This is a genomic window from Streptomyces sp. AHU1, from assembly GCF_045343905.1.
Classification (GTDB): Bacteria; Actinomycetota; Actinomycetes; order Streptomycetales; family Streptomycetaceae; genus Streptomyces; species Streptomyces triticiradicis.
This window is the reverse complement of record NZ_CP174283.1, coordinates 2814670-2828368: the sequence shown is the minus strand read 5'-3', so window position 1 is coordinate 2828368 and position 13699 is coordinate 2814670. Positions and strand designations below refer to the sequence as shown.

General features: G+C 71.6%; 9 protein-coding genes. 3 read left to right on the top strand and 6 right to left on the bottom strand.

Annotated elements, in window-relative coordinates; genetic code table 11:
- Nucleotides 1–95: 95 nt before the first annotated feature.
- A complete protein-coding gene (pulA, locus tag ACICHK_RS12835) occupies nt 96–5495 on the top strand; it encodes a pullulanase-type alpha-1,6-glucosidase (RefSeq protein ID WP_406841210.1) in 5400 nt (1799 codons plus the stop codon).
- 126 nt (nt 5496–5621) lie between these two features.
- The gene (locus tag ACICHK_RS12830; protein WP_151473270.1) at nt 5622–5987 is read left to right on the top strand and encodes a 5-carboxymethyl-2-hydroxymuconate Delta-isomerase; all 366 of its coding nucleotides are present in this window, start codon (nt 5622–5624) and stop codon (nt 5985–5987) included.
- A gap of 18 nt (nt 5988–6005) precedes the next feature.
- Here the strand turns inward: ACICHK_RS12830 and ACICHK_RS12825 are convergent, their stop codons facing one another.
- The 3 genes from ACICHK_RS12825 to ACICHK_RS12815 all read right to left on the bottom strand — a co-directional run bounded on the left by ACICHK_RS12825 (nt 6006) and on the right by ACICHK_RS12815 (nt 9368).
- Complete coding sequence (locus ACICHK_RS12825) at nt 6006–6707, bottom strand: TetR/AcrR family transcriptional regulator (RefSeq protein WP_151473271.1); 702 nt, start codon at nt 6705–6707, stop codon at nt 6006–6008.
- A gap of 172 nt (nt 6708–6879) precedes the next feature.
- Complete coding sequence (locus ACICHK_RS12820) at nt 6880–8808, bottom strand: hypothetical protein (protein WP_406836988.1); 1929 nt, start codon at nt 8806–8808, stop codon at nt 6880–6882.
- 50 nt (nt 8809–8858) lie between these two features.
- The gene (locus ACICHK_RS12815) at nt 8859–9368 is read right to left on the bottom strand and encodes a tetratricopeptide repeat protein (RefSeq protein WP_406836987.1); all 510 of its coding nucleotides are present in this window, start codon (nt 9366–9368) and stop codon (nt 8859–8861) included.
- Between the two features lie 155 nt (nt 9369–9523).
- On the opposite strand from ACICHK_RS12815, the gene ACICHK_RS12810 reads away from it, so the two are divergent.
- Entirely contained in the window at nt 9524–9958 is a 435-nt protein-coding gene (locus ACICHK_RS12810; RefSeq protein ID WP_406836986.1) for a hypothetical protein, read from the top strand.
- A gap of 120 nt (nt 9959–10078) precedes the next feature.
- Here the strand turns inward: ACICHK_RS12810 and ACICHK_RS12805 are convergent, their stop codons facing one another.
- The 3 genes from ACICHK_RS12805 to ACICHK_RS12795 form a co-directional block, all read right to left on the bottom strand.
- Nucleotides 10079–11665: a DUF1996 domain-containing protein gene (locus ACICHK_RS12805; RefSeq protein ID WP_406836985.1), complete on the bottom strand. Its 1587-nt coding sequence runs from the start codon at nt 11663–11665 to the stop codon at nt 10079–10081.
- Between the two features lie 352 nt (nt 11666–12017).
- Entirely contained in the window at nt 12018–13004 is a 987-nt protein-coding gene (locus ACICHK_RS12800; protein WP_406841209.1) for an NAD-dependent epimerase/dehydratase family protein, read from the bottom strand.
- Nucleotides 13005–13092: 88 nt separating this feature from the next.
- Complete coding sequence (locus ACICHK_RS12795) at nt 13093–13698, bottom strand: winged helix-turn-helix domain-containing protein (protein WP_406836984.1); 606 nt, start codon at nt 13696–13698, stop codon at nt 13093–13095.
- Nucleotide 13699 lies beyond the last annotated feature (1 nt).

Here is a 13699-nt window from a genome sequence, read left to right as displayed (position 1 = left end):
GATACGGTCACGCGGGCGTTCGGCATCGTGGCCGAAACGCTGCGCGGGGTCGGACCCGAGTACGCCGTAATCGCTAGGAGTTCACGACTGTGGACCTGATACCGAGAGGGCCGGCGGGCCGCACCAGCCGCCCCAGGCTGCGTGCAGCCGTCCTCGCCGCCGCACTGGCCGTATCGCTTGCGCAACCCCTTGTGGCGCGGGCCCAGACCCCGCCCGCACCGCCGTCGGACGCGAAGCTCGCCGCCGAGCCGTCCCGGCACGACTCCACCCGTGACCAGTTCTACTTCGTCATGCCGGATCGTTTCGCCAATGGCGACACGTCCAACGACAAGGGCGGACTGACCGGCTCCCGGCTGTCGACGGGCTACGACCCCACCGACAAGGGCTTCTACCAGGGCGGCGACCTCAAGGGCCTGACGAAGCGGCTCGACTACATCAAGGGCCTCGGCACCACCGCCATCTGGATGGCGCCGATCTTCAAGAACCAGCCCGTCCAGGGCACCGGCAAGGACGCCTCGGCCGCCTACCACGGCTACTGGATCACCGACTTCACCAAGGTCGACCCGCACTTCGGCACCAACAAGGACCTGGAGACCCTGATCTCCAAGGCCCACGCCAAGGGCATGAAGGTCTTCTTCGACGTCATCACCAACCACACCGCCGACGTCGTCGACTACAAGGAGAAGTCCTACGGCTACCTCTCCAAGGGCGCCTTCCCGTACCTGACCAAGGACGGCCGGCCCTTCGACGACGCGGACTACGCGGACGGCACCAAGGGCTTCCCGTCCGTGGGCACCGGGTCCTTCCCCCGCACGCCGGTGGTTCCCGCCGCGAAGAAGGACGTCAAGGTCCCGTCGTGGCTCAACGACACGACCATGTACACCAACCGCGGTGACTCCACCTACGCCGGCGAGTCCACCACCTACGGCGACTTCTCCGGCCTCGACGACCTGTGGACCGAGCGTCCCGAGGTCGTCAGCGGCATGGAGAAGATCTACGAGCGGTGGGTCCGGGACTTCGGCATCGACGGCTTCCGGATCGACACCGTCAAGCACGTGAACATGGAGTTCTGGACGCAGTGGGCGACCGCCCTCGACGCGTACGCGGCCCAGCACGGACGCAAGAACTTCTTCATGTTCGGCGAGGTCTACTCCGCCGACACCTCGATCACCTCGCCGTACGTCACCCAGGGCCGGCTCGACGCCACGCTCGACTTCCCGTTCCAGGACGCGGCCCGCTCGTACGCCTCCCAGGGCGGCAGCGCGCAGAAGCTCTCCGCCCTGTACGCGGACGACTACAAGTACACGACCGACAAGGCCAACGCCTACGAGCAGGTCACCTTCCTCGGCAACCACGACATGGGCCGCATCGGGTACTTCCTGGACCAGGACAACCCCAAGGCGAGCGACGCCGAGCTGCTGAAGAAGGACAAGCTCGCCAACGAGCTGATGTTCCTCGGCCGCGGCAACCCCGTCGTCTACTACGGCGACGAGCAGGGCTTCACCGGCTCCGGCGGCGACAAGGACGCCCGCCAGCCGATGTTCGCCTCCAAGATCGCGGACTACCTCGACGACGACGAGATCGGCACCGACCGCACGGCCGCGAGCGACGCCTACGACACGAACGCGCCGCTGTACAAGACCATCAGCGCCCTGTCCAAGCTCCGCAAGGACAACCCGGCCCTCACCGACGGCGTCCAGACCGAGCGCTACGCCGCCGACGGCGCGGGCGTGTACGCCTTCTCCCGCACGGACGCGAAGACCGGCACCGAGTACGTCGTCGCCGTGAACAACGCCGACGAGGCGAAGTCGGCCACGTTCGCGACCGGTTCGGCCGGCATGGACTTCCGGGCCGTATACGGAACGTCGGCCTCGGTGAAGAGCGACGCGGACAAGAAGGTCACCGTCACGGTCCCGGCCGGTTCGGCGATCGTCCTCAAGGCCGCGGGCAGGCTCGCCGCCCCCGCGACCAAGCCCACGCTGACGCTGAAGGCCCCCGCCGCGGGCGCCACCGGCACCGTCGAACTGTCGGCGGACGTCACCGGCGGACAGCTCGACCGGGTCGTCTTCGCCGCCCAGACCGGCAACGGCACATGGCGCACCCTCGGCTCCGCCGACCACGCCCCGTACAAGGTCACCCAGGTCATCGGCAAGGACGTGCCGGCCGGAACCGCCCTGCGCTACAAGGCCGTCGTCGTCGACTCGGCCGGACGCACCGCGAGCGCGACGGCCCAGTCCACCACCGGCAGCGCGCCCGCCGCGGAGGTCCCGACGGCCTCCTCGCGCGACTACGCGGTCGTCCACTACAAGCGCACCGACGGCGACTACACCGACTGGCGCCTGTACGCCTGGGGCGACATCGCCGACGGCGAGGGCACGACCTGGCCGGCCGGCCACGACTTCATCGGCCGGGACGCCTACGGCGCCTTCGCCTACGTGAAGCTGAAGCCGGGCGCCTCCGGTGTCGGCTTCCTGGTCATCGACAAGGACGGCAACAAGGACGTCGCGAGCGACCGCACGATCGACGTCACCAAGACCGGCGAGGTCTGGGTCGAGCAGGGCAAGGACACCGTCCTCACCGAGCAGCCCGACCTGCCCGCCCAGGACAAGACCAAGGCGGTCATCCACTACCACCGCGCCGACAGCGACTACACCGGCTGGGGCCTGCACACCTGGACCGGGGCCGCGACGCCCACGGACTGGACGAAGCCCCTGGAGCCGGTGCGCACCGACGCCTACGGCGCCGTCTTCGAGGTACCGCTCGCCGAGGGCGCCGGCAGCCTCAGCTACATCATCCACAAGGGCGACGACAAGGACCTGCCCACCGACCAGTCCCTGGACCTCACGGCCAACGGCCACGAGGTGTGGCTGCTCGGCGGCCAGGAGAAGTACCTGCTGCCGCAGCCCAAGGGCAGCGCGGCCGCGCTCGACCTGACCACCTCCAAGGCGATCTGGATCGACCGGTACACGGTCGCCTGGAACGGCTCCGAGGCCGCCGTCTCCACCCAGCTCCTCTCCTCCCGCGACGGCTCGATCGCCGTCAAGGACGGCGGGCTGACCAGCGACGACGAGCGCTGGCTGCGGCTGGAGAAGACCACCCTCACCGACGCCCAGAAGGCGAAGTTCCCCCACCTGAAGGCGTACACCGCCTGGTCGGTCGACCCGCGCGACCGCGACCGGGTGCGCTCCGCGCTCGGCGGCCAGCTCGTCGCCTCGCAGCGGGCCGCGAACGGCGCCGTGCTCGCGGCGACCGGCGTGCAGATCGCCGGAGCCCTCGACGACCTGTACGACGCGACGAAGGCGAACCTCGGACCGGTCTTCCACAAGGGAGTCCCCACCCTCTCGGTGTGGGCCCCGACCGCCCAGTCGGTGAGCCTCGACCTCGACGGCTCCACCGTCGCCATGAAGCGCGACTCCGCCACCGGCGTCTGGTCCGTCACCGGCAAGAAGTCCTGGACGGGCAAGCCCTACCGCTACGCCGTGAAGGTGTGGGCCCCGAGCGTCCGGAAGGTCGTCACCAACAAGGTGACCGACCCGTACTCGGTGGCCCTGACCACCGACTCGAAGCGCAGCCTGGTCGTCGACCTGGACGCCAAGTCCCTCGCCCCGTCGGGCTGGTCGGCGCTCAAGAAGCCCAAGGCCGTCCCGCTGAAGGACGCGCAGATCCAGGAACTGCACATCCGTGACTTCTCGGTGGCGGACAGGACCGTCCCCGTGAAGGACCAGGGCACCTACCTCGCCTTCACCGACAAGAACAGCGACGGCTCCAAGCACCTGAAGGCGCTGGCCAGGTCCGGCACCTCGTACGTGCACCTGCTGCCCGCGTTCGACATCGCCACCATCCCCGAGAAGAAGGCGGACCGGCAGAGCACCGACTGCGACCTGGCCTCCTACGCCGCCGACTCCGAGAAGCAGCAGGAGTGCGTGGCGAAGACCGCCGCCAAGGACGCCTACAACTGGGGCTACGACCCGTACCACTACACGGTCCCCGAGGGCTCCTACGCCACCGACCCCGAGGGCACCGGCCGTACGGTCGAGTTCCGCAAGATGGTCAAGTCGCTGAACGAGGACGGCCTCAGGGTCGTCATGGACGTGGTCTACAACCACACCGCCGCCAGCGGCCAGGCCGACACCAGCGTCCTCGACAAGGTCGTCCCCGGCTACTACCAGCGGCTCCTGGCCGACGGCAGCGTCGCCAACTCCACCTGCTGCTCCAACACGGCGACCGAGAACGCCATGATGGGCAAGCTGGTCGTCGACTCGATCGTCACCTGGGCCAAGGAGTACAAGGTCGACGGCTTCCGCTTCGACCTCATGGGACACCAGCCCAAGGCCAACATCCTCGCGGTCCGCAAGGCCCTCGACGCGCTCACCGTCGCCAAGGACGGCGTCGACGGCAAGAAGATCGTCCTGTACGGCGAGGGCTGGAACTTCGGCGAGGTCGCCGACGACGCCCGCTTCGTCCAGGCCACCCAGAAGAACATGGCCGGGACGGGCATCGCGACCTTCTCCGACCGCGCCCGTGACGCCGTCCGCGGCGGAGGCCCCTTCGACTCCGACCCCGGGGTCCAGGGCTTCGGCTCGGGCCTGTACACCGACCCCAACTCCTCCACCGCCAACGGCACCCCGGCCGAGCAGAAGGCCCGCCTGCTGCATTACCAGGACCTCATCAAGGTCGGCCTGTCCGGCGACCTGGCGGCCTACCGCTTCACCGACACGAACGGCAAGGAGGTCAAGGGCTCCGAGGTCGACTACAACGGCCAGCCCGCGGGCTACGCCGCCGCGCCCGGCGACGCGCTCGCCTACGCCGACGCGCACGACAACGAGTCGCTGTACGACGCGCTGACGTACAAGCTGCCCGCGACGACGAGCGCCGCCGACCGGGCCCGGATGCAGGTCCTGGCGATGGCGACGGCCACCCTCTCGCAGGGTCCGTCCCTCTCCCAGGCCGGCTCCGACCTGCTGCGCTCCAAGTCGCTGGACCGCAACTCCTTCGACAGCGGCGACTGGTTCAACGCGATCCACTGGAACTGCCAGGACGGCAACGGCTTCGGGCGCGGGCTGCCGATGGCCGCCGACAACACCTCGAAGTGGCCGTTCGCCAAGCCGTTGCTGACCTCCGTCAAGGTGGGCTGCGAGCAGATCGACGGCGCCTCGGCCGCCTTCCAGGACCTGCAGCGGATCCGTACGGGCGAGAAGGTCTTCTCGCTCTCCACGGCCGCCCAGGTGCAGTCGCAGCTCTCCTTCCCGCTGTCGGGCAAGGACGAGACCCCCGGAGTGATCACCGCCCGCCTCGGCGACCTGGTGATCGTCTTCAACGCGACCCCGGAGAAGCAGGAGCAGACCGTCGGTTCCCTGGCCGGTACCGGGTACGAGCTGCACCCGGTGCAGGCGGCGGGCGCGGACTCCGTCGTCAAGTCCTCGTCCTACGCGAAGGACACGGGCTCGTTCACCGTCCCGGCCCGCACGGTGGCGGTGTTCACCCGGACCCCGTGACGGTGGTCTGACCCCGGCGGGGGCGGAACCGGACACCCGGAGCACATTCCGGGGCCGGATCCGCCCCCGTCGTCGTTCCGGTGCTGGGGCTAGGGTGACCGGGAGACCCCCGGAACAGGAGCACCCATGCCGCAGATCACCGTCGAGACCTCCCCGGCCCTCGACCACGTCGACTGGAGCGCGTTCGCGCTCGCGCTGCACCCCGTGGTCGTCGAGATCGCGGCCGCGCGGCTGGAGGCGTGCAAGCTGCGCACCCTGCGGACCGAGTACGAGGTCGTGGGAGACGTGGCGGCCACGGGCACGGGAGGCCCCGCCATCGTCCACGTCGGCATCGCTCTGCTGGCCGGCCGCAGCGACGAGACCAAGGCGAAGCTGACCGAGGCCACGCTGGAACTGCTCCGCAAGCACATCGAGCCCACGGACGGGGTCACCCTGCACGTGTCCGTCGAGGTGCGCGATCTCGACCCGTCGTACCGGAAGTTCGAGGCGTAGGGCCCGCTCCCGCGCCTCCTACGCCTCGGGAGGCGAGGCGAGGGCGAGCAGCCGGACGACGAGGTCGGTGAACGGTCCGTCGCCCGGTTCGTCCCGCAGCCCCTTGCGCAGCAGGCCGGCGACCTCCGGGTCGTAGGCGGCGCTCACCGCCGCCAGGGCCGCGAAGTCGTGCACGAGCTGCACCTCCAGCTCGCCGCGCTCGATCCGCCGTCCGTCCAGCCAGATCAGCGCCGTCGACTCGACGAGCGAGATCCAGGAGCGGATCACCAGCTCCAGCCGGGCGGGCGGGTCCTCGACGTCCAGGTGCGACAGGATCTGGACGTAGGCCGCCTGCCGTACGGCGTCCACGAGCGCGTTGGTGGTCGACGAGCCGACGGCCGGGCCGCCCCGCATCAACGCGGCGAAACCGGGCCCGTGGTCGTCCACGAAGTCGAAGAAGCGGCGCATCACCCGCAGCAGCCGCGCGCCCAGCGGCCCCTCGCGGGGCTCCACGAACCGGCCCGCGAGGTCGTCGGAGGCGCGCTGCAACGCCGCTTCGTACAGGCTGAGTTTGCCCGGGAAGTAGTGGTACACCAGCGGCCGCGAGATGCCCGCGGCCGAGGCTATCTCGTCGATGGAGACCTCGTCGGGCGAGCGTCGGCTGAACAGTTCGAGGGCGACGCCGATCAACTGCTGCCGTCGTTCCTCGACACCCATCCTGCGGCGTACCCCGGTTGTCATGCGGACACTTTACCGACCGGAACCGGACCGGAACGGGCCGACCGGGGCGGCGGATGTTCACGGGTCCGGCACGATTCGCCCACTCCTCGTCCGCGAAACGTGAAACGCGAAACGTGAAATGTGGATCGCCCTCGAACGGCCGGCGGCGGGTGCCGGGAACGCGCGCCGTCGTTCAGCGCAGTCCGGTGACGGCCCGGCCGTCCGCCAGGGTTCCCTTCAGCTCGGCCCGCGCCCCCTGCCGCGCCCGCACGGCGAGCAGGGGGCCCGTCGCGGAGCCGCGCACCCCGCCCGTCGCCTCGACCGACGCCGTGTCCCTGCCGCCGGCCGCGAGGAGGTACCACACCCCCGCACCCGACTTCCACAGCACACCGGCCAGCACGTGCGGGTCGCGGGAGCCGCACGCCGGGGAGTCCCCGGCCCTCGCGACGACCGCCCCGTACGTCCCGCCCGGGGTGCGGAACTGGGCCAGCGCCCGGGTGCCGCCGCCCCGCCAGGTGTCGGCGCGCGTACACACCCAGGAGGCCGACCCGCTCCCGTCGGGCAGCGGCTGGCGCGCGTACTGCCAGGCGTTCACGGTCCGCACGCCCCCCGAGCGCACGGAGCCCAGCGAGCACGCGAACGGCGCCCACTCCCGCAGGCCCTGCGCTCCCGCCGCCTCCCGGGGGGCGCCCGGCCGGCCCGTGGTGAGACGGGCCGGGACCAGCTCGCCGAGGTCGGTCAGCAGGCGGGTGCCCGAGGCGTCCTCGACCTGGAGCACGTTCCACGACGTGCACGTGCCCGTCCGCGGCGGTCCGGCCAGCGGGGAGGCGGAGCCGTCCGCGGACAGGGTGAGGTCCATCGCCCCGGCGGAGGGCTTCAGCAGGTCGCGCTCGGCGGCCCCGGTCACCCAGGGCGCGATCAGATAGCGGACGTTGCCGTCGGTCCGGCCCAGCACCACGGCGCTCGCCTCCGCGCGGCTCGCCCCGTCGACCCGCGCGAAGTCGAGGGCCGCGCCGCCCGTGCCGTCCTTCGGCTCGGCGTAGCGCGCGATGCGCAGGCCGTCGTAGAGGAGCACCACGCGGGCCTGGTCGACATCGCCCGCGTACAGCAGCTGGGGCGGTCCGGGCGGGGCGCCGGAGGGCGTGCCGGGTGTGGCCGAGACCTGGACGGACGTGCCGGGCCGGGCCCAGACGGCGAGCGCGCGGCGCAGCAGCGCGGTGTCGTGGACGAGGCCGCCGCGCGCGGGCCACACGGAGAAGTCGGCGCGCGCGGAGGACTTCCAGGCCGCGGGCGCCACCCGCTCCAGCCGGGCCGGGTCGAGCGCGGCCTCGGCGGCCGGGTTCCGCGCGGAGGAGGGGGCCGCCGCGCCGTCCGGGCCCCAGCCGTCGCCCGGCAGCGCGAGCAGCGCGCCGCACACGGCCAGGGCGGCGCCGGCGGCGAGCGCGGCCTTCGTGTGCCGCCTGCGCCGCATCAGATCGGTGGGCCGGGCCTGCAGCGAGCAGGGGTCGAACCCGGGGGAGTCGAGCAGGGCGTCCCGTGCCTCGACGCCCGAGGCCTCCCTCAGCGCCGCGGCCGGGTCCTCGACCCCCGCGGCCGTCAGCACCCCGCGCAGCGGAGCGTCGGCCAGCTTCTCCAGACCGCGCAGCACGTACGCGGCGCGGGCCGGTCCCGAGAGCGCGGACAGCCGCTGGTCCAGGGCGAGTTCGTCGGCGCCGCCCGAGCGCGGGAAGAGCCGCAGGCCCCACACCTGGGGGAGGACCGGTGGCAGCTGGGACCGCCGGGGCCGGGCCCAGCGCCTCAGCGGCAGTCCCGCCTCCAGTGCCGTACGCACCACCTGGAGGCGTACGAAGGCGTAGCCCGGGTCGCCGTCGCGGCCGCCGCCGCTCTGCTGGGCGGGGATCACCGACGCGTCGCCCGCCGCCCGGCCCCGCGGCAGGGCGCGCTGGACGAGGGCGTGCGCGGTCAGCACCCTCCGACCGCGGCCGAGGCCCGGCGGAAGCATCAGATGGGCGAGCCGGACCAGCCGCGGGTAGTGCTCGACGAGCGCGGCCTCGGCCTGCTCGACGCCGACGACGGCTCCGGAGGGGGGTGCGGGGCGCGGGGCTACATCCTGTGACTGCACGTTCAGCAGAACGAGCGAATCGACGGATGGTCACCGGCCCCGCCGGGGGCTCAGTCCGCGGCGGGACCGGGCTCCACGAGGAGGCGCGCGTAGTTCGCCATGGACCGCTGGTAGCGCGGCAGGTGGGGGGCCAGCGCGCCGATCACCAGGGCCAGCCCCTCGCGTTCGCGGCCGAGGTCGGCGAGGCACAGCGCCAGGCAGGCCCGTACCGCGTCGTCCAGCTCGTCCGAGGGGGCGACCAGTTCGGGGGTCAGGAGCTTGACACCCTCGTCCGCCTGTCCGATGTTCCGCAGCGAACTGGAGAGCTGGATCCTCGCCCGGCGACCCTTGTACCCGCTCAGGCCGCGGGCCAGCGCCTCGCGGTACAGGGGGACGGCCTTGTCGGAGTGGCCCGTCGAGTCCCAGGCGCAGGCCCGCTCGAAGGGGCCGAGGGGGCTGTCCGCGGGCAGTTCGGCGACCAGCGCGTCGATCACCGCCCGGAAGTCCGCCGCCCGCTCCTCCTCGTAGTCGTCGAAGCGGGCCCAGGCCGCCGCCGTACGCTCTTCCCAGTCTTCGTTCACGGGTGCCACCCTCGCACAGCCGTGTCCCCGGCGGTACCGGGTTCCGGTCCGCGGCGGGGGCGGATTGAGCGCCGGGCGGTCCGGAGCCGTATCGAAGGCAGAGCTCTCGCCGGGGCTCTTCTCGGCGTGGACGCCGACAGGTACCGGAGGAACGTATGAGGTTGACACGCGGGACGCTCGCGGCCGGGGCGGCCGTGGCCGCGCTGCTGGCGCTGACCGGCTGCGGCGGCGGATCGGACGACAAGGGCGCGGCGAAGGAGACCGTCCCGCCCACGGCGACCGGCAGCCTGGAGGAGCTGGCCGCCGAGGTGAAGTGCAAGCCGAGCATCCAGACCGACGCGGACGAGATCCGGCAGGGTGTCTGCAAGATCAGCTCCGGCAAGTTCATCCTGGCGACCTTCGCCACCGACCGCGGCCAGCGCGAGTGGCTCGACGGGGCCAAGGACTACGGCGGTTCGTACCTCGTGGGCGCCAAGTGGGTCGCCGTCGGGGACCAGAAGATGGTCACGACGCTGCGCGGCCGGCTGGGCGGGACCCTGGAGGAGGGGACCCAGCACGGGGCCGGTCACTCCGGTCACCACAGCGGCTGACCGCGCGGGCCCCGGGGAGAACCGGAGAGGGCCAAAGAAGACGAGAAGGCCGGTGGCGGGATCTCCCGCCACCGGCCTTCTTCAGACTTCAGAGGACTTGCCTACAACTTCTCAGCGGACCTACCTGCAGCGCTGACCGTTGTTGATGCAGTTGACCATCTTGTTCATCAGCTTGTCGCTGAAGACGTTGATGAAGTCGTCGTGGTCGGTGGCGGCCTTGTGCAGCTGCTCCGGGAAACCGTCCACCGCGTAGGCGTTCTTGATCTGCCCGTTGGTGAGGGTCGGGGCCCGGAATCCGTAGACCAGGCGCATCGTCAGCTGCGGGATCGCCTTGAAGCCGTTGGCGCAGTTGCCCTGGGCGTCGGCGAAGGCCACGTGCGTACGGTGGTTGGCGCTGTCGGCGTTCACCCCGTCCCAGCAGCTCTGGAAGGCGAAGGTGCGGACCACGTTGCTGCCCTGCGGGCAGATCGGGTACTGCTGCGTGAGCTGCACCTTGTTCTCGAAGCCGGTGCAGCTCCAGTGCGCGTTGGCGTTGGCGAGACCGTTGGTCGTGGTCTTCGCGTCACCGGTGATGATGCGCAGGAACTTCGGCATCGCGACGACCTTGCTCTTCGCGTTGCCGACGAACTTGATCTGCGCCTGCCGCACCTGCTGGATCTTGCCGACGTTGAGTTCCTTGCCGCCGCCCAGGTTGTTCTGGTCGAAGTCCTGCGTGCCGTTCTGGATACGCACGACCGGCCAGTAGTACGACGACTTGTCGCCCTGGTTGGCGCAGGACGTCTGGGCCGCCGCGAAGGTGTCGTTGGTGGCGAAGGCGTCGTTCGACTGGTTGCCGACGTAGTCGTGGAGGTGGTGCGCACCGTTGGTGACACCGGGCGCCACGATCACGTTGTCCGTGTTGAACTTCTTGTTCGCGTTGACACCGCAGGAGCTGCTGAACGTACCGGACGAACCGCCGGCCTGGGTCCGGGCCTTGGCGGGGACGTTCGGCTGGACCTTCGTGATGTCCACGAAGTCGGCCGCGACCGGACCGTTGCCGGCCTGTCCGCCGTTGCCCGCCTGCGCACCGCCGTTGCCCGCGCCGGCGTTCCCGCCCGCAGGGGCGCTCGCGCTCGCGGAGGCACCCGCGCCGCCGCCGTTGCCCGCACCGGCGTTCCCGCCCGCAGGGGCGCTCGCGCCCGCGGACGGAGCGGCCGTGGCGCCGCCGTTGTTCTGGCCGCCGGTGGTCTGCCCGGCCGCAGGCTGTCCCGTGCAGGTGGAGAGCCCGTCGAGCCAGCCCGGAGCCCTGCCGCCGACGCGGTTGATCTCCAGCTTGATCCGGTCGATGATCACCTGACGGTTCTGCTTGAGCGGCGTCAGGATGGAGTTCTGGACGAAGCTCGCGTCCCTCGCCTGCGCGTCACGCGTGGTCGCGAGCCGCTGGTAGGCGGCGGTGATCTGCTTGTCGAGCGTCGCCAGCTCCCCGTCGACCTCGCCCCGCGCCTGGTTCGGGACGTTGGACAGCTTCTGGCCGACGTCCGGACACTGGATGGTGGCCACCTGCGCACCCGCGGCCTTGGTGGTGTTCTGGCCCGAGTTGCTGCTCTCGTGCGCCGAGGCGTAGAAATTCGCCCAGACCAGCCCACCCCCGCCGATCGCGAGCGCTGCCGACGCCGCAACGGCGCGAACGGCCAGCGGCGAACGTCGTTTTCGAATGTTGCGTCCCATGGAACTCCTCTGACTTCCTTGCGGGGCAGCGAGGCGCCCGACAGGAGTGAAGCGGCTCCGTTCCATACGCAGGAGGTGCGCGAGGTGTTCAGGGGTCTCGAAAGAATCTTGGAAAGCCGTGAGACCAATTCGGTCACAATGGCCCCAGAAGCCCGCGAATTCCCGAGAGTTGATCTCGATATTCAGGTTTGAGGACGCTTTTTTGACTCGTGTTCAGCGTTCCTCGGGTCCGGAGAGGGGTGCCGCCGGGCGTCGGACGGCGCGTACGGGCCGACGCAACTGCCCCGTCGGGGGCTTGAGTTGGCGACCGGCCCGGACGGCCTCCGGAACGTCCGGGCCGGGAGTCGCCGGCTCAGATCCCGAGGGCCTTCGCCTCCACCGAGGGATCCAGTCCCACCGCGGGCCGGTCGGGGCGCCGGGGCGCGACACCGCCGAGCGACCGGAGCCAGTGCCAGGTGTCCTCGACGGTCTCCTCGACGGGCCGGCACCGCAGCCCCGTCCGCAGGGCCCGCGAGACGTCGCCCGAGTACACCGAGGCGTGCAGCTCGCTCCCGGGCGGTACCCACACCGGAAGCTGCGTCCACGGCTCGATCCCGGCGCCTAGCACGGTCCCGGGGTCCGTCCAGCGCAGCTCGGCCCGCGCCCCGGTGGCCCGGACGCACGCGTCGAGCAGTGTCCCCATCGTGCCGTGCCCCGGGGGACCGGCCAGGTTGTAGGCCCCGTCGAGTCCCGTCTCCACCGCCCCGAGCGTCCACTCGGCCAGGTCCCGGACGTCGACGTACTGGAGCGGCAGGTCGCGCGGTCCGGGGGCGAGCACGGGACCCCCCGCCGCGATCCGGCCGAGCCACCAGGGCAGCCGCCCGACGTTCTCGTACGGCCCGAGGATCAGACCGCACCGCACGAGCAGCGAACGCCCGCTGCCGAAGGCCCCGACGGCGGCCAGCTCTCCGCCCCGCTTGTCCCGGGCGTAGTCGGTGGCGTCCGCGTCGGCCGAGGCGCCCTCCACGAGCGGCGCGTCCTCCGTGTACCCGACGGGGCGGGGCCACGCGTACACCGAGCCGCTCGACACGTACACGTGGCGGGACACCCGTCCGGCCAGCAGGCGCGCCGCGTCCCTCACGGGCCGCGGCGCCGCCGACCAGGTGTCGACGACGGCGTCCCAGGTGTCCGTGGTGCGGGCGAGCGCCGCGAGCCCGTCCGGAGAGGTGCGGTCGCCGAGCAACGACCGCACCCCGGAAGGGGGTTCGTGGTGTCCGCGGTGCAGGACGGTGACGTCCCACCCCCGGGTGAGCGCCGCCTCCGTGATCGCGCGCCCCACGAACTCCGTACCGCCCAGCATCAGAAGTCTCCGTGTCATACGGACGACTGTGCACGCACCGCGCGCCCGGGGGAACGCGGATCTGCTGACAGGAGATTCGCCGGAGGGCTCAACGGCCGGTCGGCGGCGTGTACTTGTACCCCACCCGGCGCACCGTCTGGATCGCCTGGCGGTGCCGGTCGCCGAGCTTGCGGCGCAGCCGCGCGACATGGACGTCGACGGTCCGTCCGTCACCGACGTGCCCGTAGCCCCACACCGTGGAGACCAGCTGGTCGCGGGTGTGCACCCGGTGCGGGTGCCGGACGAGATGCGCGAGCAGCTCGAACTCCAGGTAGGTGAGGTCCAGGACCCGCCCGTCGACCTCGGCGGTGCGCTGCACGGTGTCGACGCGCACCAGCGGGTCGGCGGCGCCGTCGCCGGGCCCCTCGGGGACGTCGTCGTCGATGGCCCGGGGGGCGGCCGGGCCCGTCACGGCGACCGGCAGCAGGGGCTGCTGGTCCGCCGGTACGAGGACCAGGTAGCCGATCATCGGCGGCTGTCCCGGCAGGACGGGCAGCGCGTTCTGGGGGGCGGGCAGCCAGGTGGCGCCCGGAGGGAGGAAGCCGGCCACGTCGACGACCTCGTCCCGGTCGACGGCACGCAGCCGGTGCCGGCCGGGGGAGGCCGAAGGGGCGGGAGAGGTTGCGACGGAGGAGAAGGAACGAGTGGTCGCCATG